Origin of the sequence: Pseudomonas sp. NFX5, from assembly GCF_049132125.1 — a bacterium.
GTDB lineage: Bacteria > Pseudomonadota > Gammaproteobacteria > Pseudomonadales > Pseudomonadaceae > Aquipseudomonas > Aquipseudomonas marginalis.
This window is the reverse complement of the sequence record NZ_JAFMZG010000020.1, coordinates 177,293-203,479: the sequence shown is the minus strand read 5'-3', so window position 1 is coordinate 203,479 and position 26,187 is coordinate 177,293. Positions and strand designations below refer to the sequence as shown.

Annotated in this window: 25 protein-coding genes; 12 read left to right on the top strand and 13 right to left on the bottom strand. The window is 61.8% G+C overall.

Features of this window, described 5'->3' with window-relative positions; all coding sequences use genetic code 11:
• The 6 genes from J1N02_RS13080 to folE2 are packed head-to-tail and all read right to left on the bottom strand — an operon-like array spanning position 1 to position 4,279.
• Entirely contained in the window at positions 1–561 is a 561-nt protein-coding gene (locus J1N02_RS13080) for a DapH/DapD/GlmU-related protein (protein ID WP_027608202.1), read from the bottom strand.
• Positions 558–971 (bottom strand): phosphoribosyl-AMP cyclohydrolase, encoded by a 414-nt coding sequence (gene hisI / locus J1N02_RS13075; RefSeq protein WP_027608203.1) that lies wholly within the window; start codon positions 969–971, stop codon positions 558–560. Before hisI ends, J1N02_RS13080 begins: the two co-directional genes overlap by 4 nt.
• Complete coding sequence (locus tag J1N02_RS13070) at positions 968–1,846, bottom strand: metal ABC transporter substrate-binding protein (protein ID WP_414887658.1); 879 nt, start codon at positions 1,844–1,846, stop codon at positions 968–970. The genes hisI and J1N02_RS13070 overlap by 4 nt, the downstream gene beginning before the upstream one ends.
• An 11-nt stretch (positions 1,847–1,857) precedes the next feature.
• On the bottom strand, positions 1,858–2,724 hold the full coding sequence (locus J1N02_RS13065; RefSeq protein WP_027608205.1) for a metal ABC transporter permease: 867 nt from the start codon (positions 2,722–2,724) through the stop codon (positions 1,858–1,860).
• On the bottom strand, positions 2,724–3,392 hold the full coding sequence (locus J1N02_RS13060) for a metal ABC transporter ATP-binding protein (protein WP_414887656.1): 669 nt from the start codon (positions 3,390–3,392) through the stop codon (positions 2,724–2,726). The genes J1N02_RS13065 and J1N02_RS13060 overlap by 1 nt, the downstream gene beginning before the upstream one ends.
• Complete coding sequence (gene folE2, locus J1N02_RS13055; RefSeq protein WP_027608207.1) at positions 3,389–4,279, bottom strand: GTP cyclohydrolase FolE2; 891 nt, start codon at positions 4,277–4,279, stop codon at positions 3,389–3,391. Before folE2 ends, J1N02_RS13060 begins: the two co-directional genes overlap by 4 nt.
• A 128-nt stretch (positions 4,280–4,407) precedes the next feature.
• Between folE2 and J1N02_RS13050 the strand changes: the two genes are divergently transcribed.
• Positions 4,408–5,619: an N-acetylmuramoyl-L-alanine amidase gene (locus tag J1N02_RS13050; RefSeq protein ID WP_027608208.1), complete on the top strand. Its 1,212-nt coding sequence runs from the start codon at positions 4,408–4,410 to the stop codon at positions 5,617–5,619.
• Here J1N02_RS13050 and J1N02_RS13045 read toward each other — a convergent pair.
• Positions 5,616–5,984: a glutamine synthetase gene (locus J1N02_RS13045; RefSeq protein ID WP_421147399.1), complete on the bottom strand. Its 369-nt coding sequence runs from the start codon at positions 5,982–5,984 to the stop codon at positions 5,616–5,618. The two genes, J1N02_RS13050 and J1N02_RS13045, sit on opposite strands and share 4 nt — an antisense overlap.
• A gap of 126 nt (positions 5,985–6,110) precedes the next feature.
• On the opposite strand from J1N02_RS13045, the gene dksA reads away from it, so the two are divergent.
• The 4 genes from dksA to J1N02_RS13025 are packed head-to-tail and all read left to right on the top strand — an operon-like array spanning position 6,111 to position 9,399.
• Positions 6,111–6,515, top strand: a complete 405-nt coding sequence (dksA, locus tag J1N02_RS13040; RefSeq protein ID WP_065937939.1) for an RNA polymerase-binding protein DksA — start codon at positions 6,111–6,113, stop codon at positions 6,513–6,515.
• A gap of 27 nt (positions 6,516–6,542) precedes the next feature.
• On the top strand, positions 6,543–7,748 hold the full coding sequence (gene zigA, locus J1N02_RS13035; protein WP_414887655.1) for a zinc metallochaperone GTPase ZigA: 1,206 nt from the start codon (positions 6,543–6,545) through the stop codon (positions 7,746–7,748).
• Positions 7,748–8,392 carry a DUF1826 domain-containing protein gene (locus J1N02_RS13030; protein ID WP_027608212.1) on the top strand — a complete coding sequence of 215 codons (645 nt, stop codon included), beginning with the start codon at positions 7,748–7,750 and terminating at the stop codon, positions 8,390–8,392. Before zigA ends, J1N02_RS13030 begins: the two co-directional genes overlap by 1 nt.
• 44 nt (positions 8,393–8,436) lie before the next feature.
• On the top strand, positions 8,437–9,399 hold the full coding sequence (locus J1N02_RS13025; protein ID WP_421147398.1) for a CobW family GTP-binding protein: 963 nt from the start codon (positions 8,437–8,439) through the stop codon (positions 9,397–9,399).
• Here the strand turns inward: J1N02_RS13025 and J1N02_RS13020 are convergent.
• A complete protein-coding gene (locus J1N02_RS13020; RefSeq protein ID WP_065926772.1) occupies positions 9,393–9,788 on the bottom strand; it encodes a DUF3301 domain-containing protein in 396 nt (131 codons plus the stop codon). The two genes, J1N02_RS13025 and J1N02_RS13020, sit on opposite strands and share 7 nt — an antisense overlap.
• Before the next feature lie 117 nt (positions 9,789–9,905).
• On the opposite strand from J1N02_RS13020, the gene pdxY reads away from it, so the two are divergent.
• Positions 9,906–10,778: a pyridoxal kinase PdxY gene (pdxY, locus tag J1N02_RS13015; protein WP_065926771.1), complete on the top strand. Its 873-nt coding sequence runs from the start codon at positions 9,906–9,908 to the stop codon at positions 10,776–10,778.
• A 54-nt stretch (positions 10,779–10,832) separates the two neighbouring features.
• Here the strand turns inward: pdxY and J1N02_RS13010 are convergent, their stop codons facing one another.
• A complete protein-coding gene (locus J1N02_RS13010; protein ID WP_003177014.1) occupies positions 10,833–11,318 on the bottom strand; it encodes an acyl-CoA thioesterase in 486 nt (161 codons plus the stop codon).
• 291 nt (positions 11,319–11,609) lie between these two features.
• Between J1N02_RS13010 and J1N02_RS13005 the strand changes: the two genes are divergently transcribed.
• Positions 11,610–13,373 (top strand): cation:proton antiporter, encoded by a 1,764-nt coding sequence (locus J1N02_RS13005; protein ID WP_027608216.1) that lies wholly within the window; start codon positions 11,610–11,612, stop codon positions 13,371–13,373.
• Positions 13,374–13,448: 75 nt separating this feature from the next.
• On the opposite strand, the gene J1N02_RS13000 is transcribed toward J1N02_RS13005, so the two are convergent.
• The 3 genes from J1N02_RS13000 to uvrD all read right to left on the bottom strand — a co-directional run bounded on the left by J1N02_RS13000 (position 13,449) and on the right by uvrD (position 17,232).
• Complete coding sequence (locus J1N02_RS13000; protein ID WP_017739032.1) at positions 13,449–13,856, bottom strand: SMI1/KNR4 family protein; 408 nt, start codon at positions 13,854–13,856, stop codon at positions 13,449–13,451.
• A gap of 133 nt (positions 13,857–13,989) precedes the next feature.
• Positions 13,990–14,859, bottom strand: a complete 870-nt coding sequence (locus J1N02_RS12995) for a Tim44 domain-containing protein (protein ID WP_027608217.1) — start codon at positions 14,857–14,859, stop codon at positions 13,990–13,992.
• A gap of 189 nt (positions 14,860–15,048) precedes the next feature.
• Positions 15,049–17,232, bottom strand: a complete 2,184-nt coding sequence (gene uvrD / locus J1N02_RS12990) for a DNA helicase II (protein ID WP_027608218.1) — start codon at positions 17,230–17,232, stop codon at positions 15,049–15,051.
• 279 nt (positions 17,233–17,511) lie between these two features.
• Here uvrD and J1N02_RS12985 point away from each other — a divergent pair, with 279 nt between their 5' ends.
• From J1N02_RS12985 to J1N02_RS12975, 3 genes are all read left to right on the top strand, one after another.
• Positions 17,512–20,385: an EAL domain-containing protein gene (locus tag J1N02_RS12985; protein ID WP_414887654.1), complete on the top strand. Its 2,874-nt coding sequence runs from the start codon at positions 17,512–17,514 to the stop codon at positions 20,383–20,385.
• Positions 20,386–20,546: 161 nt separating this feature from the next.
• A complete protein-coding gene (gene hexR / locus J1N02_RS12980) occupies positions 20,547–21,413 on the top strand; it encodes a transcriptional regulator HexR (protein ID WP_010168370.1) in 867 nt (288 codons plus the stop codon).
• Positions 21,414–21,637: 224 nt separating this feature from the next.
• On the top strand, positions 21,638–21,835 hold the full coding sequence (locus J1N02_RS12975) for a PA3496 family putative envelope integrity protein (RefSeq protein WP_098480691.1): 198 nt from the start codon (positions 21,638–21,640) through the stop codon (positions 21,833–21,835).
• Here the strand turns inward: J1N02_RS12975 and J1N02_RS12970 are convergent.
• Positions 21,765–22,739 carry a LysR family transcriptional regulator gene (locus J1N02_RS12970; protein ID WP_027608220.1) on the bottom strand — a complete coding sequence of 325 codons (975 nt, stop codon included), beginning with the start codon at positions 22,737–22,739 and terminating at the stop codon, positions 21,765–21,767. The genes J1N02_RS12975 and J1N02_RS12970 overlap by 71 nt on opposite strands.
• Positions 22,740–22,934: 195 nt before the next feature.
• Between J1N02_RS12970 and J1N02_RS12965 the strand changes: the two genes are divergently transcribed.
• Both J1N02_RS12965 and oadA read left to right on the top strand, forming a co-directional pair.
• Complete coding sequence (locus J1N02_RS12965) at positions 22,935–24,350, top strand: acetyl-CoA carboxylase biotin carboxylase subunit (RefSeq protein ID WP_027608221.1); 1,416 nt, start codon at positions 22,935–22,937, stop codon at positions 24,348–24,350.
• Between the two features lie 11 nt (positions 24,351–24,361).
• Positions 24,362–26,170, top strand: a complete 1,809-nt coding sequence (gene oadA, locus J1N02_RS12960) for a sodium-extruding oxaloacetate decarboxylase subunit alpha (RefSeq protein WP_027608222.1) — start codon at positions 24,362–24,364, stop codon at positions 26,168–26,170.
• Positions 26,171–26,187: the final 17 nt, after the last annotated feature.

Genomic DNA, 26,187 nt, shown 5'->3' with positions numbered 1-26,187 from the left:
TCAGAACTCGTTTTGCAGGGCTTTGTAACCGCGCACCAGGTCGACGTTGGTACGTGCCACGTCTTCGGAAAACTCCGAGGCGCTGACACTCACCGGCGGGAATTGCGACAGGTCGGTATTCGGCCCGATGCGGGTGGTGGAGGGTACGTAGAAGGCGGCGGGCAAATCACGGCCGTCGACCACCGAGTTGTGGCGTACCACGCAGCCATCGCCGACGGCGCAGTTGAACAGCACGCTGTTGAAACCGATAAACACCCGGTCGCCGACGGTGCAGGGGCCGTGGACGATGGAGCGGTGGGCGATGGATGTGAATTCGCCGATGGTCACGGCGGCGCCGGACTTGGAGTGGATGACCACGCCGTCCTGGATGTTGGAATTGGCGCCGATGGTGATCGGGTCCATGGCGCCGCCGGCGTCGACTTCGTCGGCGCGGATCACGGCGTAGGGGCCGACAAACACGTTCTCGCCGATGATGACTTTGCCGCAGATGATCGCGGTCTTGTCGACGTAGGCCGATTCGGCAATCACCGGCAGATCGCCGGAAGGGTTCTTGCGGATCATGCAACTGGCTCCGTCATGATGTGAACGTAGGCGCCGTCGATGGCGTTGTAGAAACAGGTGGGGCGGCCGGTGTGGCAGGCCGGGCCTTGCTGGTCGACGATCAGCAGTACCGCGTCGCCGTCACAATCCAGGCGCGCTTCCACCAACTGTTGCCAGTGGCCGGAGCTTTCGCCTTTGCGCCACAGCTGTCGACGCGAGCGCGACCAATAGCAGACCTGCCCGGTATCCAGTGTTTCGTTGAGGGCCTGGCGGTTCATCCAGGCCAGCATCAGCACTTCGCCGCTGCCGTGTTGCTGGGCGATGGCGGCGATCAGACCGTCGCTGTTCCACGGCAGGGCGTCGAGCACGGCGGCGAGTGGAAAGCGGCTGCCAACGGCAGCCCCTTCCAGTTCGAGCATGCTCAGGGTCACGGCTTGCTCAACGCTGCGCACAGGGTGTTGAGGTTGTACTCGAACAGCCCGGTGAAGGTGCTCGCCGGCCCTTCTGCGGCCAGGGCGTCGGAGTACAGCGTGCCGCCAATCTGCGCACCGCTTTCATCGGCGATCTGTTTGAGCAGGCGCGAGTCCTTGATGTTTTCCATGAACACGGCCTTGACGTTGTCCTTGCGAATCTGGGTGATCAGCGCTGCGACTTCGGCGGCCGAAGGTTCACGTTCGGTGGACAGGCCTTGCGGCGCCAGGAACTGGATGCCATAGGCCTGGCCCAGGTAACCGAAGGCGTCATGGGAGGTGACGATGCGACGGTTACCCGGTGGCAGCGCGCCGAACTTGGTCTTGGCTTCGGCCAGCAGGCGGTAGATTTCTTTCAGGTAGGCCTGGCTGTTGCGCAGGTAGTCGGCCTTGTTGGCCGGGTCGGCAGCCACCAGCGCCTTGGTGATGTTGTTCACATAGATTTCGGCGTTGGCCAGGTTGTGCCAGGCGTGCGGGTCGGGGATGGTTTCGCCGTCTTCCTCCATGGTGTGGGAAATCACACCTTTGCTGGCGGTGACCACCGTGGCCTTGGTTTCGGTGCTGGTGACCAGGCGGTCCAGCCACGGCTCGAAGCCCAGGCCGTTCTTGATGATCAGCTTGGCCTTGAGCAGCGCCTTGGCGTCGTCCGGGGTTGGCTCGTAGGTATGGGCATCGGCGTCGGGGCCGACCATGTTGCTGATCTGGATGTGATCGCCACCGATCTGGTGGGTGATGTCATCGAGAATACTGAAGCTGGTAACCACCTGGAGTTTGTCGGCGGCCTGGGCCATCGACAACGGCAGCAGCAGACTGAACAGCACGAGTAGAGCGCGCATCGGGAAACACCTCATTGGGATGTAAGCAAAGGCGGGCGGCGCAGCAAGCCGTGCACCGGACCGAAGACCACGGACAGCAGGTACCCACCGCCAGCCACCAGCACAATCGCCGGGCCGCTGGGCAGCGAGAAGTAGAACGACAGCAATAAACCCAACCACACCGACAGGCATCCCAGCACCGCCGATACCGCGATCAACACCGGCAGGCGCCGGCTCCAGAAGCGTGAAGCGATGGCCGGCAGCATCATCAAACCCACCACCATCAAGGCGCCGATGGCCTGGAAGCCAATCACCAGGTTCAGGACCACCAGGGTCAGGAACAAGCCGTGGGCCAGGGGGCCAAGGCGGCTGACGGTTTGCAGGAACAGCGGGTCGAGGGTGTCCAGCAGCAGCGGTTTGTAGATCAGCGCCATGGCGATCAGGCTGAACCCGGAAACCCAGAGCATGCCGGTCAGGGTGGTTTCGTCGACGGCCAGGGCCGAGCCGAACAGCAGGTGCAGCAGGTCCAGGCGCTTGCCGGCCAGACCCAGGATCAACACGCCGGCGGCGAGGGAGATGGGGTAGATAGCCGCCAGGCTGGCATCTTCGCGCAGGCCGGTGCGGCGGGTGATCCACGCCGACAGGCCGGCCATGCCCAGGCCAGCGCCCAGGCCGCCGATGGTCAGCGCGGGGAGGCTCAAGCCCGCGAACCAGAAGCCCAGTGCGGCGCCGGGCAATATGCCGTGGGCGACGGCGTCACCGATCAGGCTCATGCGGCGCAGGATCAGAAATACGCCGAGCGGAGCGGTGCTGCAGGCGAGCACCAGCCCGCCGATCAGGGCGCGACGCATGAAGACGAAGTCGAGGAAGGGCATCCACAGATGGGCGGCGAAGTGCATCAGGCCACCTGCATGTGCGGCTGCGGGCGGATCAACTCTTTGCTGGAACCGAACACGCAGCCGCTGCTTTTGATCTGCACCACTTGTTGGGTGTGTTGGCGTACGGAAGCCAGGTCATGGCACACCACCACCAACGTCCGGCCTTCGGCGTGCCAGGCGTGGATATGGCTCCAGCACAGCGCCTGGCCTTCTTCGTCCAGAGCGGCATGGGGCTCGTCAAGCAGTGACACTGGCGACTCGGCAAGGCTCATGCGAGCGAGCAATGCGCGTTGTAGTTGGCCGCCTGACAACGCCATCAGCGGGCGCTGTTCCAGGCCACTGAGGCACCAGTCTTCCAACACTTTTTGCAGGCGCTCGCTTCTTTGCTGCGGGGTGAGGCGCGTGCCCCAGAAGCCGGCGGCGACCAGTTCTTGCAGGCTGATGGGGAACTGGCGGTCAAGGTGTTGTTGCTGTGGCAGGAACGACAGGCCACCTCGGCGTGGAACATCCACGGTCACTTTGCCCGCCAACGGTTTTTGCAGGCCGGCGATGACTTTGAGCAGGCTGCTTTTGCCGCAGCCGTTGGGGCCGATCACGCCGGTGAGGCTGCCTTTTTCCAGGGTGAAATCCACGGCGGGAGTGAGCGGTTGGCCAGGGGCGCCCCAGCGTAAAGCGGTGCAGGTGATCATGCAGGGTTTCTCGTCCAGCGGCTTTCAGCCACGGCATCGTGCGCGTGCAGGCTTTCGGCGTGGATCACTTTGAGGTGGAAGGCTTTGACCGCATCCGAGCGTTTCAAGGCGAGGTTAAGGCGGCGGGCGGCGTCTTCGCAGAACATCAGGTTCTGCCCGTTGGCCAGGGCGAAGGCTTGTTCGTCCGCGCGTTTTACGGCGGTTTGTACGGCGGTGCCGAGGGCGGCTTCGGCCGCGTTGATCAGCTCGGTCAGCGCCAGATGCTCGCCTTGCAGGTGCACGTGCAACTGCGCGCTGCTGCGCTGGCTGTGGGGCGTGGCGACGATACCGTTGGCGCTGCCGAGCCAGGACAGCACGTCTTCATGCTGCAACGGCGTGTTACCGAAGTCTTGGAGAAATTGCTGCTGAATCAACTGCCTGGCGAGGGCGGCGGAACAGGGGCAGGTTGAAGAATAGGTAACGTCAATTTTTAGTTCCACGTGGAACATCTGGTTTTCCAGGCGCGCTTCGATGCTCACCGGGTAGCCCTTCCAGCCGGCCAATGGGCTGACCAGTGCTGGGCGTTTCAGCAGTAAATTCGTGTGCAGACGCAGGTAGGCGTTCTTAGATAAATCTTCATGACTGTCGAGAAACCGCTGCAGTACATTGCGCAGAAGTGCAGGCGTAACGGGCTGCTGTTCGAGCATCTCCAGTGCCAGGTACAGGCGTGACATATGAATGCCACGGGCGGCGCCATCGTCCAGGCTGACGCCGGCATCGGCGCTGGCGCTCAGGCGTTGGCCGTCAATGAGGATCGGCAGGGCGATGCCGCACATGCCCACCCAGTCGAGTGGCAAGGCTTGGCGTGAAGCCTGCGCGGCAATATCCGGCAGAGTCAGCGCATTCATAAGCAGGTCCATCGTTGGAAATAATTCGACATGTTATAGTATAACAATAGAATCGACGATGAATTTTCTGCCCCGGCCTTTTTTCACTCATGTGGAGTACGGACGCTCCTCCATTTGCGGTATTTGTCATGCACAGACGTCAGCTCCTCAACCTGCTCCTGGCCAGCCCTTTGTTTGCTTTGCCGTTCGCCGCCCACGCGACCCAGATCCGCAATGCACGCCTGTGGCGCTCGGACGATAAGCTGCGCCTGGTGTTCGACCTTAGCGGCCCAGTGCAATACAAGACCTTCTCCCTGACTGCTCCGGAACGCCTGATCATCGACCTGAGCGGCGCGGGTCTCAGTGGTGACTTTTCTCAACTTGAGCTGAAGAACAGCGGGATCACCTCGATTCGCTCGGGGCATTTCGGCAAGGCGGATACGCGCATCGTGCTCGACCTTGCCGCGCCGATGCAGCTCAACAGCTTTGTATTGCCGCCTCAGGACGGGCAGGGGCATCGCCTGGTGCTGGACCTGACCAGCGCCACCCGTGCACCGCGTCAAATCGCGGCTGAGGCGGTGCCCTTGGTGGCCGCGGTGAACAAGGCGCACCCCAAGCGCGACATTATCGTGGTGGTCGACCCCGGCCACGGCGGCAAAGACCCCGGCGCTGTCGGGTCCAAGGGCCAGCGCGAAAAAGACGTGGTGCTGTCTATCGCCCAACTGCTGGCCAAGCGCTTGAAGCGCGAAAAGGGTTTTGACGTGAAACTGGTACGTAACGACGACTTCTTTGTGCCGCTGCGCAAGCGTGTGGACATCGCCCGTCAGCACAAGGCCGATATGTTCATCTCGGTGCATGCCGATGCCGCGCCACGGCTCACGGCCTCGGGCGCCTCGGTGTATGCGCTGTCGGAGGGCGGCGCGACCTCGGCCACGGCGCGCTTTATGGCCCAGCGTGAAAACGGCGCGGATTTGCTGGGCGCCACCACCTTGCTCAACCTCAAGGATAAGGACCCGATGCTGGCCGGGGTGATTCTTGATATGTCGATGAACGCCACCATCGCCTCCAGCCTGCAACTGGGCAGCTCGGTGCTGGGGAGTCTGCAAAGCATCACCAGCCTGCATCAGAAGCGTGTGGAACAGGCGGGGTTCGCGGTGCTCAAGTCACCGGACGTGCCGTCGATCCTGGTGGAGACCGGCTTTATCTCCAATGCCCAGGACGCCCAGCGCCTGGTGACGGCGCGTCATCAACAAGCGGTTGCGGATGGCTTGTTCGAAGGCCTGAAAAATTACTTCCAGAAGAACCCGCCGATGAACAGCTATATGGCCTGGGTTCAGGAACAGAAGAATGCCCAGGCCTAACAGCCGGTAATTCGGCTGCACGTGAATTTGGCAGTGGCGCCACCGGAGCTGGAAAACCGGTTGATCGTAGTCCAGCCCACCCGCCGTGTGTAACCGACCCATGCCTCTCCATCCGACGCCAGGCCGGTAAAGAACGTCAGTTGCCCGTAGCGGCTGTTGGTTTGTGCCCAATAACGTTTCCCGATCACCTCGAAACCACGCAAATACATGGTGGTGCCCACCGTAGCCACGCTGTAGGCATTGCCCAGGGGGTCCACACAGGCCAACAGGTTGGCGCTGCGCGTGCACGTGGCCAGCAAGCTTGGCGCTTGGGCACAGGCAGGCCCTGCGACTGCCAGTAACAGGGCGCACACCAGGTATTTCATAGGGGGGCTCGGGGCTGGGAAGTGTTCAAGCATTGCGCCCTTCATCGTAATGAGCAAGGGGGATTGGCTTATTTGTATTGTTATACTATAACATAAATGCACAGCCTGACCCGTGAACCGCTCCCCATGACCGAACAAGACCTGCTGGCCCAACCGCCCGCCGACTACATGAATGAAGCCCAGCAGGGCTTTTTTCGCGAACTGCTGCTGACTCAGCGCCATGAACTTCAAGCGCGCATCGAGGGCGAATTCCTGGTGCTGCGCGAGCAGGAGCCCAACAGCGACCCGGCCGATGTGGGCAGCGCCGAAGAACAGCGCCAGTGGCAACTGCGCTTGCTGGAGCGGGAAAAGAAGCTGCTCGACAAAATCGACGACGCCCTCGAGCTGCTGGCCCGCGGCGAATACGGCTGGTGCCGCGAAACGGGCGAGCCCATCGGCCTGCAACGCCTGCTGCTGCGCCCCACCGCCACCCTGTGTATCGAAGCCAAAGAACGTCAAGAGCTGCGCGAACGCCATAAACGGGCGATTTGACCGGCCAACCCTGATGAGGATTACCTGATGCCCAATCGTCTCCCCGTTACCGTGTTGTCCGGCTTTCTCGGCGCCGGTAAAAGCACGCTGCTCAACTACGTCCTGCGCAACCGCGAACACCTGCGCGTGGCGGTGATCGTCAACGACATGAGCGAAATCAACATCGACGGCAGCGAGGTACAGCGCGACGTTACCCTCAACCGTTCCGAAGAAAAACTGGTGGAGATGAGCAACGGCTGTATCTGCTGCACCTTGCGTGAAGACTTGCTCGAAGAAGTCGGAAAACTCGCCAAGGAAGGTCGCTTCGATTACCTGCTGATCGAATCCACCGGTATCTCCGAGCCGTTGCCGGTGGCTGAAACCTTCACCTTCCGTGATGAAAACGAGCAAAGCCTGGCCGACATCGCGCGCCTGGACACCATGGTCACCGTGGTCGACGGCATGAACTTCCTGATCGACTACCAGGCTGCCGAAGGCCTAGCCTCACGGGGCGAAACCCTCGGTGAGGAAGACGAACGCTCGATCACCGACCTGTTGATCGAGCAGATCGAATTCGCCGATGTGATCCTGATCAGCAAGATCGACCTGATCAGCAGCCATGAGCGCGAGGAACTGATGGCGATCCTTGAACGCCTCAACGCCCAGGCGGAAATCATCCCGATGGTCATGGGCGAGGTGCCGCTGCACAAGATCCTCAACACCGGCCGCTTCGACTTCGAACGCGCCGCGCAGGCGCCGGCCTGGTTGCAGGAGTTGCGGGGTGAACATGTACCGGAAACCGAAGAGTACGGCATCGCCTCCACGGCCTACCGCGCACGTCGGCCCTTCCACCCGCAACGCTTCTTCGACTTTATCGACCGGCCTTGGGTCAACGGCAAATTGCTGCGTTCCAAGGGCTTTTTCTGGCTGGCCAGCAAGCACCAGGATGCGGGCAGTTGGTCCCAGGCCGGTGGCTTGATGCGCCATGGCTTTGCCGGGCGCTGGTGGCGCTTTGTGCCGAAAAGCCAATGGCCCCAGGACGAAGAAAGCGTCGCCGCCATCATGGGCAACTGGCAGCTCAGTACCGGCGACTGCCGTCAGGAACTGGTGTTTATCGGACAAAACATCGACTTCGCGCGGATGCGTGCCGAGTTGGACGCGTGCTTGCTCACCGATGAAGAACTGGCCCTGGGTGTCGAAGGTTGGCGCCTGCTGGCTGATCCGTTTGGTCCCTGGTATGAAGAGGCCGCCTGATGCTGGCACCGCTTATCCCTTTGCGCCCGATGGTTCGCCAGACCCGTGGTGAAACCCCGCTGGCGCTGTCCGATATTCTCGAAGACGGCGTGAACCTGGCGCTGTGGCAGCGCCAATTGCCGTTGCATATCGCCGAGTTCGGCGCCTTGCTGGTGGCGCTCAATGAGCCGTTGGCCGAGTCCTTGGTGATCGAACTCAACAACGAAGACGCCGAGCCGAACCTGTGCGGTCTGGCATCCAGTTGCCGCGATCTTGAAGGCTACGAAGGTTTTGTCGCCGATGTGTCGTGGCTGGTCAGCGCCTTTGCGTGCCTGCTCGGCGCCAAGCGCATCGGTGTGCGCCTGCGGCTGCTGGATAAAGCCATGTGCCCGCGTTTTCACGTTGACCATGTGCCGGTACGGCTGATCACCACCTATGCCGGCATCGGCAGCCAGTGGTTGCGCGAAGGGGTGATGGACCGCCGCAAGCTCAGCCAACCGGACGCCGAACCGAGTGAGCGCATCGAACAGATCCAGTGCGGTGAAGTGGCCCTGCTCAAAGGCAGCAAATGGCATGGCAACGAAGATCACGGCCTGATCCATCGCTCCCCCGCGCTGAAAGCGGATGAGCGCCGATTGATTCTGACGCTGGATTGGCTCGCGTAACCGCGTAGGATCAAACCCTCTACACGGTCCGAACGATGGCACCCATGCTGCAGAACATTCCCACCCACGTGATTGCCGGGCCCTTGGGCGCCGGCAAGACCAGCCTGATCAGGCACCTGCTTGCCCAACGCCCGGCCAACGAGCGCTGGGCGGTGTTGATCAACGAGTTCGGCCAGATCGGCCTGGACGCTGCATTGCTGAGCCTGGATGACGATGGCATTGCCCTGGGTGAAGTTGCCGGTGGCTGCCTCTGTTGTGTGAATGGCGCACCGTTTCAGGTAGGCCTGGGCCGGCTGCTGCGTAAGGCCAAGCCGGATCGGTTGTTTATCGAACCCTCGGGCCTGGGCCATCCTGCACAGTTGCTCAAGCAGTTGCGCGAAGCGCCGTGGCAGCAGGTGCTGGCGGTTCAGCCCTGTGTGTTGGTACTGGATGCCCAGGCGCTGGCAGCGGGCAAACCCTTGCCGCCAGCGCAGCAGGAAGCGCTGGCCAGTGCCGGGCTGTTGGTGTTGAACAAGGATGAAGGGTTGGATGCTGCGCAACGCGAGGCCGTCGAACGACAGCTACCCGACCGCGATATTTATTGGACGCGCCAGGCGCACGTGCCGCTCGGCAAACTGCCAGGCTTGAATGCGCAGGCTGAAGCGGCTGTGGATAACTTTGCCGTGCCTAAGGGGCTGGCTCAATTGCCGGCTATCTGGAGCGATCCAGCAGTGCCGATCTGCCTGAGCCAGGCCCAGGAGGGCGGTTGGAGTATCGGTTGGCGTTGGCACCCGAGCCAGCAATTCGATTCCGAGCGTCTGCACCTGTGGCTGACATCCCTTGAGTGGCGCCGCGCCAAACTGGTTATCCACAGCCGTGATGGATGGATCTCGGCCAACGCGGTGGATAACAGCCCGCTTGCCTGGCAACCCAGCGAATGGCGTCGCGACTCACGTATCGAACTGATCTTCAGTGCACCCCAGGACGTAGCCGCATTGCAGGCCGCACTGGCTGCCTGTCGTTACTGACGGTTCTTGGTGGCGTGGTCCTGGCGCCATTGGCTCAGCTCGATCACATTGGCGCTGGGCAGTGCTTCCTTGACTTCGAACGGGTAGGGCGCCAGTTCGATCTGCGCACTGTGGGCGCCGAATTGCGTGATGGTCCCGCTGTGACGGGTCTCGCCCGTGACGGTGAACTCGAAATTGTAGATACGCGCCAGACGTCGCCGACCGTTGGCATCCTTCACAAAACCGATGCGCTTCAACGCCACGGCGCCGTCGAGCAATTCGATATCGAGCTTGGCGCAATGCTGCTTGACCCGCGCCAACGCCCGCTCTCGCAGGCCGTGGTTGTGCCATACCCAGGCGGCGCCGGTCGCCAGCAGCATCAACACGAAGATGTTTCCCAGGGTCAGCATGCGAAAAACTCCAACAAAGTGAGAGCAGCTTAACTGTGTCGTCGGTCTGTCGTACAGGCTGCGTTTAGTCGCATACTGCGCGGCCAGAATTTCAATGGCTTTACGGAAATCTCCTGCATGAAACGCACACCTCATCTGCTTGCGATCCAGTCTCATGTGGTCTTTGGCCACGCCGGAAACAGCGCCGCCGTGTTCCCCATGCAGCGGGTCGGGGTGAACGTCTGGCCGCTGAACACGGTGCAGTTCTCCAACCATACCCAGTATGGTCAGTGGGCGGGCGAAGTGCTGGCGCCGCAGCAGATTCCTGCGTTGGTGGAAGGCATTGCCGCCATCGGCGAGCTGGGCAACTGCGATGCGATCCTGTCTGGCTACCTGGGCAGTGCGGATCAGGGCCGCGCGATTCTTACCGGTGTGGCGCGCATCAAGGCCATCAACCCCAAGGCCCTGTACCTGTGCGACCCGGTGATGGGCCATCCGGAAAAGGGCTGCATCGTGCCGCAGGACGTCAGCGATTTCCTGCTGGATGAAGCGGCGGCCATGGCCGACTTCCTGTGCCCCAACCAACTGGAACTGGACAGCTTTGCCGGGCGCAAGCCGCAATCGCTGTTCGACTGCCTGGGCATGGCCAAGGCATTGCTGGCCCGTGGCCCGAAGGCGGTGCTGGTCAAGCACCTGGATTACCCGGGCAAGTTGCCGGATGGTTTCGAGATGCTGCTGGTAACCGCTGAGGGCAGCTGGCACCTGCGTCGGCCGCTGCTGGCGTTCCCGCGCCAGCCGGTGGGCGTGGGCGACCTGACGTCGGGGCTGTTCCTGGCGCGGGTGTTGCTGGGCGACAGTCTGTTGGCGGCTTTTGAGTTCACGGCCGCGGCGGTGCACGAAGTACTGCTGGAAACCCAGGCCTGCGCCAGTTACGAGCTGGAACTGGTCCGCGCCCAGGACCGCATCGCCCATCCTCGCGTACGTTTCGAGGCGACGCCGATCAGCCTGTAAGTACACAGAACCCAATGTGGGAGGGGGGCAAACCTCCCCCATTTTTGGTTGGACTTACAGCGCGTCAGCCTTGATTTCCTGGTAGCGCTTCTCGAGTTCCTGGCGGATCTGCCGGCGCTGCTGGGCCTGCACGAACCGGCGCTTGTCTTCACTGTTATGGGGTTGCAGCGGTGGCACGGCAGCGGGTTTGCGCTGGTCGTCCACGGCCACCATGGTGAAGAAGCAGCTGTTGGTATGACGCACCGAGCGCTCGCGGATGTTCTCGGTCACCACCTTGATGCCCACTTCCATCGACGTATTGCCGGTGTAGTTGACCGATGCAAGGAATGTCACCAGCTCGCCGACATGGATCGGCTCGCGAAAAATCACCTGATCCACCGACAGCGTCACCACATAGCGACCGGCATAACGGCTCGCACAGGCGTAGGCCACTTCGTCGAGGTACTTGAGCAAGGTGCCGCCATGGACATTGCCTGAGAAGTTGGCCATGTCAGGGGTCATCAATACCGTCATCGACAGCTGGGCGTTTCCGGGTTCCATAGCACACTCACGGGTTGTAGGCATTGGTTGGGGGGCACCTCTGCGGGTGCTGGGATCTTTGCAGCGCCATCCCTTACGGGACGCCGGTGGGCGGCTTGCCGTCACGCGTTCACCGATCTGTTTCCATATATTGCACCGGCTTTCCGGCGGAAGTCGCGGTGTTAACCTTCAAAAGCCCATCTCAGGGCATTTCTTACGATCAAGGCAGACTTTTCCTTCCGCACTTTGCGATTTTTCAAAGGCGCGTGCGGAAGTGGGAAAAGCGCCAGTACCCTCAAGGAGCCCCTCGCCATGCACGCCATCAGCTTTATCCAGGACTTGGCCGTGATCATGCTGGTGGCAGGGGTGGTCACCGTCCTGTTTCACCGCCTCAAGCAACCCGTAGTGCTGGGGTACATCGTCGCCGGCTTCATCATTGGCCCGCACACCCCGCCGTTCGGCCTGATCCACGACGAAGACACCATCAAGACCCTCGCCGAGCTGGGGGTGATCTTCCTGATGTTCTGCCTGGGCCTGGAGTTCAGCCTGCGCAAGCTGTTCAAGGTGGGGGCCACGGCGTTTATCGCGGCCTTCCTGGAAATCATCCTGATGATCTGGATCGGCTACGAGATTGGCCGCTGGTTCGACTGGAACACCATGGACTCGCTGTTCCTCGGCGCGATCCTGGCGATTTCCTCCACTACCATCATCGTGAAGGCACTCAATGACCTGAAGATGAAAAACCAGCGCTTCGCCCAACTTATTTTTGGCGTGCTGATTGTGGAAGACATCCTCGGCATCGGCATCATCGCCTTGCTCTCGAGCATCGCCGTCAGCGGTACGGTGAGTTCCGGCGAGGTGTTCTCCACGGTCGGCAAGCTCTCGCTGTTCATGATTGTCGCGTTGGTCATCGGTATTTTGCTGGTGCCGCGCCTGTTGGCCTACGTGGCCAAATTCGAAAGCAACGAAATGCTGCTGATCACCGTACTGGGCCTGTGTTTCGGTTTCTGCCTGCTGGTGGTCAAGCTGGAGTACAGCATGGTGCTGGGGGCGTTTCTGATCGGCGCGATCATGGCCGAATCCCGGCAATTGGTTAAGATCGAGCGCCTGATCGAGCCGGTTCGCGACATGTTCAGCGCGATCTTCTTTGTGGCGATCGGCTTGATGATCGACCCGCAGATCCTCCTGCAATACGCCTGGCCGATCGCGGTGATCACCGTGGCCGTGGTGCTGGGCAAGATGCTGTCCTGCGGCCTGGGTGCCTTTATTGCCGGCAATGACGGCCGTACCTCACTGCGCGTAGGCATGGGGCTGTCACAAATTGGCGAGTTTTCCTTCATTATCGCCGCGCTGGGCATGACCTTGCAGGTGACCAGCGACTTCCTGTATCCGGTGGCGGTGGCCGTTTCGGCGATTACTACGCTGCTCACGCCGTACCTGATTCGCGGCGCCGACCCTTTGTCATTGAAGATCGCCGCCGTGATGCCCAAGCGCCTGAGCCGGGTGTTCGGCATGTACGGCGAATGGTTACGCAGTATTCAGCCGCAAGGCGAGGGCGCCATGCTGGCGTCGATGATCCGCAAGATCATCCTGCAGGTGGGCGTGAACCTGGCGCTGGTGATCGCGATTTTCTTCGCTGGAAGCTTTTTCGCGGTGCGCATTGGTGGGTATCTGGAAGGTTGGATCAGTGATCCAAGCTGGCAGAAGGCGTTGATCTGGGGTGGGGCCTTGCTGTTGTCGCTACCGTTCCTGATTGCGGCGTACCGCAAGCTCAAGGCGCTGTCGATGTTGCTGGCGGAGATGAGCGTGAAGCCGGAAATGGCCGGGCGGCATACCCAGCGTGTGCGACGGGTGATTGCGGAGCTGATCCCGATTTTGTCGCTGCTGGTGATCTTTGTGCTATTGGCAGCCTTGTCGGCCAGTATTCTGCCGACCAACAAGTTGCTGGTACTGATTGCCGTGGTCACGGCGGCGGTGGCGGCCGTGCTCTGGCGATGGTTCATCCGTGTGCATACGCGGATGCAGGTCGCCTTGCTGGAGACGCTGGATAACCATAAGGATACGCCGGAGCACTAGTGGGGGCCGCTACGCGGCCCGGCGCGGGACAAGCCCGCTCACCACCGCAAGCCCGTTCGCCACGGGGGTCAGGTGTCAGCTTTCCAGCCAGACGTCCCGCGCCCAGTGCCACACCGATTCCCAGGTCTCTTCGGTGACGAGTTCTTCTTCGCCGGACCACAGCACCACGGTGCCGTCTTCTTCGACGCAGTAGTAATCGTCACCGTCCTGGCAGATCGGGATCATGCTGCGGTCAACACCGGCATCCCAGGCGTTGGCAGCCACGTCCGGCAGGTAGGTGTGGGATTGCGGGTCGGTGACGGTCACCGGCTCCAGGCTGCCGTACACCACATCGCTGACGGTCAGCAGGAATTCACGAAAGACAAACGGGATGTCGATGAACAGCTGTTCCTCGATTTCCACCAGTTGATCTTCGTCAGGCAACTCCAGAGGAACCGGGACCGGTTCATTGGCTTCACGCAATTGTTCGATGATTTCTTCCACGGCCGGGATCCTCTTGCTGATGGCGCGGTTTATAGGGGCGTTTTATACAGTAGCTCGCCATAAGTGCAACCGTGAAATAGAAAACCCCGGACAGGTCCGGGGTTTTGTTACGGCTTGCTCAAGCGCGTGGGTATCAGCCGTTCTGGCGGATACCGGCGACCAGCCATGGCTGGTTGTCGCCTTGGGCACGTTCCATGTTCCAGCTTTCGCTGAACGCTTCACCCTGGTCGAAACGCGAAGTCTTCGACACGCCACTGAAGGTCAATGTTGCGATGGTCTTGTCGGCGCGATCATCCACACCTTCCAGTTGCACGTGCAGGTCGTCGATATAGGTCGACTGGAAGCCGTCGCCCAGGTCGGCGCGTTCGCGCTTGAGGAACTCCAGCAGTTGCGGGGTCACGAACTCGGAGATCTTGTCCATTTCGTTGGCGTCCCAGTGCTGCTGCAGGGACTGGAAGTGGCTGCGGGCCGCTTCGACGAAACGCTCTTCGTTGAACCACGCCGGTGCGTTGATCACCGGGCGGGCTGCGGCAGGCGCTGCCGAACCACCGAAGATCGAACCCATGGCTGGCTTCTGCTCGAACACTTCACGCTGCATCGGCGCGCCGGCCGGAGCCATGTGCTCCTGCTGCTTGCGGCGACGGGCGGCGATGAAACGGAAGACCAGGAAGGCGATGACCGCCATGATCAGGATGTCGAAGATCTGCATGCCCTGGAAGCCGCCGCCCATGAACATGGAAGCGAGCAGGCCACCGGCCGCGATACCGGCCAGCGGGCCCAACCAGCGCGAAGCACCGCCGGCCTTGGCAGCGGCGCCGGCAGCACCGGCTGCGCCTGCGGTAGCGGCAGCACCGCCGGCACCGGCGGATGGAGCCATTTGGCTGGTCTGGTGAGTCGGCGCCGCGCCCGAGCTTTTGCCGCCACCGAAGCGTTTGGCGTTGGCGTCGAGGCTCATCGTCAGGCCGATGCACAACGCCATGGCGATGCTAAGAAAACGTTTCATAAAGGGAATTCCCATTTGTGGATTGCACGCGCGCCATGTTGCACAGGTGTAGTGACAGTGGCTAGCGACATAATGTTTCGGGCTTTTGCGTAAGACCGAAACAGAATGGTCTGTAGGACGTATTACAGATATTGGCCCGCGCTCATTAAAAACAAGGGCGGGCCAATAACCTTCATGCAGGCAAATGTTTCAGACCGCTTCGAGCTTCGCGTAGCCCATCATCAGCCATTTGCTGCCTTCGGCGAAGTTCACCTGTACCCGAGCCTGGGCACCGGCGCCTTCGAAGTTGAGGATCACGCCTTCGCCGAAGATCGCATGCCTGACCTGCTGGCCCAGGCTGAATGGGGTTTCCGGAATCTCGGAACCGGCGAACATGCTGCTGGAGTTCTGCTGCTGGCCCCCGCCGAACGGACGGCTGACGCTGTTGGACAGGCGCACTTCCTGGATCAGTCCCTTCGGCACTTCACGTACGAAGCGCGACACCTTGTTGTAGGTCTCGCTACCGTACAGGCGTCGGGTCTCGGCGTAGGTCATCACCAGGTTCTGCATTGCGCGGGTGATGCCCACATAGGCCAGGCGGCGTTCCTCTTCAAGACGGCCGGGCTCTTCCAGGCTCATCTTGTGGGGGAACAGGCCTTCTTCCATGCCCACCAGGAACACATACGGAAACTCCAGGCCCTTGGCGCTGTGCAAGGTCATCAACTGGATGCTGTCTTCATGCTCATCGGCCTGGGTGTCGCCGGCTTCCAGGGATGCATGGCCGAGGAAGGCGGCGAGCGGGGTCAGCTCTTCGTCTTCCTCGGTGTTTTCGAACGCGCGGGCGGCGCTGACCAGTTCCTCGAGGTTTTCTACCCGGGCCTGGCCTTTCTCGCCTTTTTCCGCTTCGTGATAGGCAATCAGCCCGGATTGCTCGATCACCGTCTGGGTCATCAGGTGCAGGGGCATTTCCGAACACTTGGCCGCGAGGTTCTCGATCAATTCGACAAACACCCCCAGTGCCCCGGCAGCACGGCCGGTCAGGCCTTTATTGGCGATGAGCAGGCGCATGGACTCCCACATCGACACATCGGCATGGCGCGCGTGGTCGCGAATCGCCTCGACGGTTTTCTCGCCGATGCCACGGGCCGGGATATTGATCACCCGCTCCAGTGCCGCGTCGTTGCCACGGCCTTCGAGCAAACGCAGGTAAGCCATGGCGTTCTTGATTTCCGCACGCTCGAAGAAGCGTTGGCCGCCATAAATGCGGTACGGGATGCGCTCGCGCAGCAAGGCTTCTTCCAGCACCCGCGATTGGGCGTTGGAACGGTACAGAATCGCGATATCGCTACGGGCAAGCCCGGTTTTCAGCGCGCTTTCGATGGTTTCCACCACGTAGCGCGCTTCATCGTGCTCGTTGAACGCGGCATACAGGTTGATCGCCTCGCCTTCGCCGCCGTCGGTCCACAGCTCTTTGCCCAGGCGCCCGGTGTTGTTGGCGATCAAGGCGTTGGCGGCCTTGAGGATGCCGGCGGTGGAGCGGTAGTTCTGCTCCAGGCGGATGGTGACCGCGTCCGGGAAGTCCTCGGAATACTGGTAGATGTTCTCGATTTTCGCGCCACGCCAGCCGTAGATCGACTGGTCGTCGTCGCCCACCACCATCAGGCTGTCGCCGCCCTTGGCCAGCAGGCGCAACCAGGCGTACTGCACGGCGTTGGTGTCCTGGAACTCGTCCACCAGAATGTGACGGAAGCGTTTCTGGTAATGGGCCAGCAAACCCGGATTGTCGCGCCACAGGTCGAGGGCGCGCAGCAGCAGCTCGGAGAAGTCGATGACGCCGGCGCGTGCGCAGGCGGCCTCGTAGGCTTCATAAATGCTGCGCATGGTGGCCAGGAACAAATCGCCGCTGGCCTGGATGTGCTGCGGGCGCAGGCCTTCGTCTTTCTGGCCGTTGATAAACCACTGGGCCTGGCGCGCCGGCCAGCGCTGCTCGTCGAGACCCAGCTCGCGGATCACGCGCTTGACCAGGCGTTGCTGGTCATCGCTGTCGAGGATCTGGAAGGTCTGGGCCAGGCCCGCTTCCTGCCAGTGTGCCCGCAATAGGCGGTGCGCCAGGCCGTGGAAGGTGCCCACCCACATGCCGGCCGGGCTGATGCCCATCAACTGCTCGATGCGGTGGCGCATCTCGGCAGCGGCCTTGTTGGTGAAAGTCACCGACAGGATCGAATGCGGGGACGCGTTCTCGACCTGGATCAACCAGGCGATACGGTGCACCAGCACTCGGGTTTTACCGGAGCCGGCACCGGCCAGGACCAACTGACGGCCAACGGGGGCCGCTACGGCCTGGCGTTGGGCATCGTTGAGGGAGTTCAGCAAAAGAGAGAGATCATCGCGCATCGACGCATTCTATGGGCCTAAGGGGGCTCGGGCAAATCCCAATGCCGGGTGGTCGACGCAAAACGTCTCGCGTGGTCCCGGCCGGGCAAACATTCTGGCAGGGCTGATGACCGGTAAGTCATGGGCCACAGCCCGCGCCGGGCCTCGCTCAAGGGGTCTGGCCCCAAGGTTTGCGGCTGTTCACAGGGTGACTTTTATGATCTGGAGCAGTTTGGCCCAAGCGCTTGCTTGTGTATGCTCCGTCGACGTTTCGGGCTCACCATTATAAGAACACTGCCTATGACTCTCAGCACCGACCTGCTCGGCCCCTCGGCGGCGCCCGCGCAGGTTATCCGCAAACATTACGCTACCGAGATGGCGGTCGAGCGCACACGCCTGCTCTATCAGGGCTCGTTGCTGCCCACCTTATTAATGCTAGTCAACGGCCTGGTCTGCGCCTGGCTGCTGTGGAACCCCAGGCAATACCTGCTCGACAGCGTCTGGCTGGTGTGGCTGCTGGCCCTGGTGGCCATGCGCGTGATCCAGGTGGCGGCCTTTGATTCGGCCATGCCCAGCCGCCAGGCCCAACCGATCTGGCGGCGCATGTTCATGCTCGGCTCGGCGGTCAGTGGCCTGACCCTGGCCACCGCGGCCATTGCCCTGGTGCCGGTGGACAGCTTTATCCAACAGGCCTGGGTGTTCGGCCTGATCGGGGCGGCGACGCTGTCAGCCAGTGTCGCCTACGCCGTGAGCCTGCCGGCGTTCCTGTCCTTTGCCTTGCCGTGCCTGGTGCCGGCCATTGCCTATCTGTTCTGGAATGGGGCGCCGCAGCAACAGGGCTGGGGTGTGCTCGGCCTGATCCTGCTGGCCTCCCTGAGCGTGGTGGCGTGGCAGGTCAACCGCCTGATCCAGCGTGGGCTGTTGCGGCGCTTCCAGAACCAGGCATTGATCGAGCATCTGCAGCAGGCACAGCAACGCAGCGAGCAACTGAATCAGGATCTGGTGCGCGAAGTCGAGCAGCGGCGTCAGGTCGAGCAGGAGTTGCGGGATGCGCAAATCGGCCTGCAGGACCGCGTGGCGCAACGCAGCCAGGAACTGGACGCCGCCAGCCTGGCCCTGAATAAAAGCGAGGCGCGCCTGGCCATGGCCCTGCAAGCCAGTGAGCTGGGCCTGTGGGACTGGAACCTGCAAACCGATGAGGTTCACCACACCCAGCTCAAAGAGCTGTTCGGCCTCGAGCCCGAGTACGTCACGGCCATGCTCGGCCACCTAAAGCCGCGCCTGCATCCCGACGACCTGCCGCTGCTCAAGCGGGCACTGGTGGAGCACCTCAAGGGGCGCACTGAGGATTACCAGGTGGAATACCGCGTGCGCCATGGGGATGGCCACTGGGTGTGGATCGAAGACCGCGGTCGCGCCGTGGAGCGTGCACCCAGCGGGCGAGTGATTCGAATGCTCGGCACCCGCCGCGACATCAGCGCCGGCAAGGCCCTGGAAGAGCAGCAGCGGTTGGCCTCGACCGTATTCGAGGCAGCCAGCGAAGGCATCGTCATCCTTGACCCGGACTACGCGCTGATCGCGGTCAACCAGGCTTTCAGTCGCGTCACCGGCTTTGACATTGATGACATGCTCGGCCGCAACGTCGTGGAGCTGCCCAGCAGCCGTGATGCCCGGCGCCACTTCCCGGTCATCCGCCAAGCCTTGCTCAGCCATGGCACCTGGCAGGGTGAGCTGGTGGAAACACGCAAGAACGGCGAGTTGTACCCGCAGTGGCTGCAACTGAATGTAGTGCGTGATGTTCGGGGAAAGGTCAGCCATATCGTGGGCTTCTTCGCCGATCTGTCAGCGCGGCGCGAATCCGAGGAGCGCATGCGCTACCTCACCCACTACGATGAGTTGACCGGCCTGGCCAACCGCTCGCTGTTCCGCGAACGGCTGCGCGAGGCCCATCAGCGTGTACGCCAAGGCGGGCGCAGCCTGGCGTTGCTGCATATCAACCTCGACCGCTTCAAGTTGCTCAATGACAGCCTGGGCCATGAAGTGGCCGACCAGTTGCTGCAAAAGATGGCCCGTCGGTTGATCAATGCCTTGCCCGAGGCCGACACCATCGCGCGTTTGTCCGGCGATGAGTTCGCCGTGCTGTTCGACGCCTACGGCAACCTGTCGAGCCTGGCACGGGTGGCCACGCGGCTGCTGGCCAAGCTGCGGGTACCGGTGACGGTGGAAGGGCATGAGTTGGTGGTGAGTGCGTCGATGGGCATCAGCCTGTTGCCGGATAACGCGCGGGAAATTTCTGCGCTGGTCAGTCAATCGAACATGGCCATGCAGCACGCCAAGCACCTGGGCGGCAATAACTTCCAGTTCTACACCGACAGCCTGCAAGCCAGCACCCTGGAGCGTTTGCAGCTGGAAAACCATCTGCGCAAAGCCATCGATGAGCGTCAGCTCACGGTGTTCTACCAGCCGAAACTGTGCCTGGCCACCGGCAAGCTTGACGCTGCCGAAGCGCTGATCCGCTGGGAGCATCCGCAGTGGGGCATGGTGCCGCCAGGCGACTTTATCGGCCTGGCCGAAGAAACGGGCCTGATCGTACCGCTGGGCGAATTCGTGCTGCGCCAGGCGTGCTGGCAGGCCTGTGAGTGGCAGCGCCAGGGGCTGCCACCGATCCGCGTGTCGGTGAATCTCTCGGTGCACCAGTTGCGCCAGGGCAAGCTGGTCAGCCTGGTGCGCCAGGTATTGGAAGAGACCGGCCTGGACCCGCAATACCTCGAACTGGAACTGACCGAGAGCCAGTTGCTCGACAGTGTTGAACACATCATTGCGACCTTCCAGCAACTGCGCGACCTGGGCGTGAAGCTGGCGATCGACGACTTTGGCACCGGCTATTCATCCCTCAGTTACCTCAAGCGTATCCCTGTGGATTACGTAAAGATCGACCAGACCTTTATCCGCGGCCTCGGCCAGGGACGGGAAGACGCCGCCATTACCCGAGCGATCATTGCGATGGCTCACGGTCTGGCGCTCAAGGTGGTGGCCGAAGGCGTGGAAGATCAGCAGCAGCTGGATTTCCTGCGTACAGAACGATGCGATGAGGTGCAGGGCTACCTGATCAGTCGGCCGATGGAGGCCGAAGGGCTGGCAGATTTGTTACGCAACAATGCAGATTTTCCCTGAAGACAGTCCGCACGCCCATATGGCTACAAGGCAGCTGCCCGCTGATTCAAAGGGCATCAGGGCGATTTAGTGATGCATCGGGCGGGCAAAACGGCAATTCTTGTAGTATAACTACAAGCTTGCTACATCCCTGGCCCTGCCAATAACAAGAGTCCTGCCCTTTGAACCTGTTGCAACATATCGCCCAGTCGCGCCACCTGTTACGCAAATCGGAACTCAAGGTTGCCGATCACGTGCTGCTTGACCCTGCGGCCGTGATGCACAGTTCCATGGCCGACCTGGCCCACAGCGTGGGCATCAGCGAGCCGACCATCGTGCGCTTCTGCCGCGCCATCGGTTGCTCCGGGTTCCAGGACTTGAAGCTCAAGCTGGCCCAGAGCCTGGCCGCCGGCGCGAGCTTCGGCCAGTTTGCGATCCACGAAGACGATTCCGTCGCCGACTACAGCCTGAAAATCTTCGACACCACCCTGCACACGCTCATGGAGGTGCGCGAGAAGCTTGACCCGGTGGAGCTGCAAAAGGCCGTGACCGCCATGTCCCAGGCCCAGCGCGTCGAGTTCTACGGGTTCGGTGCTTCCGGTGCCGTGGCTGCCGATGCCCAGCACAAGTTCTTCCGCCTGCTGCTCACCGCCGCGGCCTACAGCGACCCGCACATGCAGGCGATGTCGGCGGTGACCTTGAAGCCGACCGACGTGGCGATCTGCATTTCCCAGTCGGGCCGCTCCAAAGACCTGCTGATCACCGCCAACCTGGTGCGTGAAAGCGGCGCGACATTGATTACCTTGTGCCCGAGCCAGACGCCGTTGGCGGAGCTGTCCACGGTCAACCTGGCGATCGATGTGCACGAAGACACCGAGATCTACACCCCGCTGACGTCGCGTATCGCGCACCTGGTGGTGATCGACGTGCTGGCCATGGGCGTTGCCATGGCGCGGGGCCCGAGCCTGGTCAACCACCTCAAGAGCGTGAAGCGCAGCTTGCGCAGCCTGCGGTTGTCGCCCAAGTCCGTCAAAGCCCTCGACGACTGATCCAGGGCCATACACGCTCAAAATGTGGGAGGGGGCTTGCTCCCGATAGCAGTGGGTCAGTCAAAGAGAAATCTGCTGATGTACCGTAATCGGGAGCAAGCCCCCTCCCACATTTGGATTGTCTACCTATTCGTAAGATTCATCGTCCTGTAACCCCCGCGCCGTTAAACCGTCATCGCTACAACCCATCCTGTACTCCCCGTACTCGCATTGGGAGACTCCAAATGGCCCGGCCCTACGAAGACAGCAGCAGCTCCGTCAAGACCCGTCGTCAACAGGAAGACCAGCGCCGCATGGCGTTCCGTCGCGCAATCGAAGACCGCTGCGACCAGCGCCAGCTGCAGCAGAGCATCAGTGACTACCCGGAACTCCACTGGCAGGCACCCGCGGCTGCCCAGCGAAACGTTCAGCCAACGCGCTGATCTGCACCCGTTCGCTGCGGATAAAGCCCAGGAACGCATGGGCCACCGGTGACAGGCGCTTGGCCTTGGCCTGCACCAGGCACCAGCTGCGGTACAGCGGCAGTTCTTCCACCGGCAGCTCCTTGAGCCCGCCGGTGGCCAGTTCCATATTGACCGCGTGGCGCGTCAGCAAGGCCACGCCCAGCCCGGCACACACGCATTCACGTTGCGCCTCGGCCGAGGCCACTTCCACCGTCTGGGTGAAGTGCACGCGTTTCTCCTTGAAATACTCCTCGCAGGCCAGTCGCGTGCCGGAGCCCGGTTCGCGCAGCAACAGCGTGTAGGGTTCCAGGTCCTGCAAACGCAGCGGCCCTTGCAGGCTCAAAGGATGATCGGGGGGCGCCACGGCCACGATCGGGTTGTTGAGGAATGGCAGGAATTCCAGGCCCATGTCCTGGGGCACCATGGACATGATCACCAGGTCATCACGGTTGTCGGAGAGGCGGCGGATCACCTGGGCGCGGTTGACTACGGTCAGGTGCAGTTGCACCTCGGGATGCTGGCGTTTGAACGCCGCAAACAGGTGCGGCACGAAGTACTTGGCGCTGGATTCAATCGCGAGCTTCAACTGGCCCTGCAACGAGCCTTGCATGTCCGACAGCTGCATATCGAGGTTTTCCAGGCGCCCGAAAATATCCCGGCTGGCCCGTTGCAGGGCTTCGGCCGCCTCGGTCATGTAGAGCTTCTTGCCGACATAATCGAACAGCGGCTGGCCGACCAGCTCTTCGAGCTGGCGAATTTGCAGGCTCACGGCCGGTTGGGTGAGAGACATTTCCTCGGCCGCGCGGCTGTAAGAGCGCAAATCGCACACCTCATTGAAGATCTGCAATTGACGCAATGTCATACGCATCAGTGACTTACGCATTATTTAAATCCTCTCGCCCCAGGTCGACCGGCCAACTATAAGTCTTTACTTATGAGCGACCCAATAATTATTGATTTTTGTTAATCCCTCCACGGGCTTAGTGTGTGGCTGCGACTGGCTTGAAACATTTAGTCACGCGCCGACCCGGCTCCAGCGGGTCGAAGAACGCAGCAATCGGCTCAAGGGAATTTCCAAGTGATAAAAAAGATCCTGATCGCCAACCGTGGTGAAATTGCCGTACGAATCGTGCGTGCCTGCGCCGAGATGGGCATTCGCTCGGTCGCGGTTTACTCGGACGCCGACCGCCATGCGTTGCACGTCAAGCGTGCCGACGAAGCCCACAGCATTGGTGCCGAGCCGCTGGCCGGCTACCTGAACCCGCGCAAGCTGGTGAACCTGGCGGTGGAAACCGGTTGCGATGCGCTGCACCCCGGCTACGGCTTCCTGTCGGAAAACGCCGAGCTGGCAGACATCTGCGCCGAACGTGGAATCAAATTCATCGGCCCTTCGGCTGAAGTGATTCGCCGCATGGGCGACAAGACCGAAGCCCGCCGCAGCATGATCAAGGCCGGTGTGCCGGTCACGCCCGGCACCGAAGGCAACGTCGCCGACATCACCGAGGCCCTCACCGAAGGCGACCGCATTGGTTACCCGGTGATGCTCAAGGCCACCTCCGGTGGTGGCGGTCGCGGTATCCGCCGTTGCAACAGCCGCGAAGAACTCGAGCAAGCCTTCCCCCGCGTGATCTCCGAAGCCACCAAGGCGTTCGGTTCGGCGGAAGTGTTCCTGGAAAAATGCATCGTCAATCCCAAGCATATCGAGGCGCAGATCCTCGGTGACAGCTTCGGCAACGTGGTGCATCTGTTCGAGCGCGATTGTTCGATCCAGCGCCGTAACCAGAAGCTCATCGAAATCGCCCCGAGCCCGCAGCTCACCCCGGAACAGCGCGCCTACATCGGCGACCTTTCGGTGCGTGCGGCCAAGGCCGTGGGCTACGAGAACGCCGGCACCGTGGAGTTCCTGCTCGCCGAGGGCGAGGTGTACTTCATGGAGATGAACACCCGGGTGCAGGTGGAGCACACCATCACCGAAGAAATCACCGGGATCGACATTGTCCGCGAGCAGATCCGCATCGCCTCGGGCCTGCCGTTGTCGGTGAAACAGGAAGACATCCAGCACCGTGGTTTTGCGTTGCAGTTCCGCATCAACGCCGAAGACCCGAAGAACAACTTCCTCCCAAGCTTCGGCAAGATCACCCGTTACTACGCGCCCGGCGGCCCCGGCGTGCGTACCGACACGGCGATCTACACCGGCTACACCATCCCGCCGTTCTACGACTCCATGTGCCTGAAGCTGGTGGTCTGGGCGTTGACCTGGGAAGAAGCCATGGACCGCGGCCTGCGTGCCCTGGACGACATGCGCCTGCAAGGCGTGAAGACCACGGCCGCCTATTACCAGGAAATCCTGCGTAACCCGGAATTCCGCAGCGGCCAGTTCAACACAAGTTTTGTGGAAAGCCACCCTGAGCTGACCAACTACTCGATCAAGCGCAAACCCGAAGAGCTGGCCCTGGCCATCGCCGCCGCCATCGCCGCCCACGCAGGCCTGTGAGGAACATTCCAATGACTAAAAAAATCTTCGTAACCGACACCATCCTGCGCGACGCCCACCAATCGTTGCTGGCGACCCGCATGCGCACCGACGACATGCTGCCGATCTGCGACAAGCTCGACAAAGTCGGCTACTGGTCCCTGGAAGTCTGGGGCGGCGCCACCTTCGACGCCTGCGTACGCTTCCTCAAGGAAGACCCGTGGGAGCGCCTGCGCAAACTGCGCGCCGCGTTGCCTAACACGCGCCTGCAAATGCTCCTGCGCGGCCAGAACCTGCTGGGCTACCGCCATTACAGCGACGATGTGGTCAAGGCCTTCGTGGCCAAGGCTGCCGTCAACGGTATCGACGTATTCCGCATCTTCGACGCCATGAACGACGTGCGTAACCTGCGTGTGGCCATCGAAGCGGTCAAAGCCGCCGGCAAACATGCCCAGGGCACCATCGCCTACACCACCAGCCCGGTGCACACCGTCGAGGCCTTCGTGGCCCAGGCCAAGCAGCTGGAATCCATGGGGTGCGACTCGATCGCGATCAAGGACATGGCCGGCCTGCTGACCCCGTACGCCACCGGTGAACTGGTCAAGGCGCTGAAAGCCGAGCAGAGCCTGCCGATCTTTATCCACTCCCACGACACCGCCGGTTTGGCCGCGATGTGCCAACTCAAGGCGATCGAAAACGGTGCCGATCATATCGACACCGCGATCTCCAGCTTCGCCTGGGGTACCAGCCACCCGGGCACCGAGTCTATGGTCGCCGCCCTTAAAGGCAGCGAATTCGATACCGGTCTCGACCTGGAGCTGCTGCAAGAGATCGGCCTGTACTTCTATGCCGTGCGCAAGAAGTACCACCAGTTCGAAAGCGAATTCACCGCCGTCGACACCCGTGTGCAAGTCAACCAGGTGCCGGGCGGGATGATTTCCAACCTGGCCAACCAGTTGAAAGAGCAGGGCGCTCTGAACCGCATGAGCGAAGTGCTGGCTGAAATTCCACGGGTGCGTGAAGACCTCGGCTTCCCGCCGCTGGTGACCCCGACTTCGCAGATCGTCGGCACCCAGGCGTTCTTCAACGTGCTGGCCGGTGAGCGCTACAAGACCATCACCAACGAAGTGAAGCTGTACCTGCAAGGCGGCTATGGCAAGGCGCCGGGCACGGTGAACGAGAAGTTGCGTCGCCAGGCCATCGGCAGCGAAGAAGTGATCGACGTGCGCCCGGCCGACCTGCTCAAGCCGGAGATGACCAAGCTGCGCGGCGAAATCGGCGCACTGGCCAAGTCCGAAGAAGACGTGCTGACCTACGCCATGTTCCCGGACATCGGGCGCAAGTTCCTCGAGGAACGCGACGCCGGCACCCTTACGCCTGAGGTGCTGCTGCCTATCCCTGAAGCCGGCGGCGTGGCCCGTGCCGGTGGCGAAGGCGTGCCGACCGAGTTCGTCATCGACGTGCACGGCGAAAGCTACCGCGTGGACATCACCGGTGTCGGTGTGAAAGCCGAAGGCAAGCGCCATTTCTACCTGTCCATCGACGGCATGCCGGAAGAAGTGGTGTTCGAACCGCTCAACGAATTCGTCGGCGGCGGCAGCAGCAAGCGCAAGCAGGCCAGTGAGCCGGGGCATGTCAGCACGGCGATGCCGGGCAATATCGTCGATGTGCTGGTCAAGGAAGGCGACGTGGTCAAGGCCGGCCAGGCCGTGCTGATCACCGAAGCGATGAAGATGGAAACCGAAGTGCAGGCTGCGATTGCCGGCAAGGTGACCGCCGTTCACGTGGCCAAGGGCGACCGGGTGAACCCTGGCGAAATCCTGATTGAAATCGAAGGCTGATCCAGCCTTCGACACGA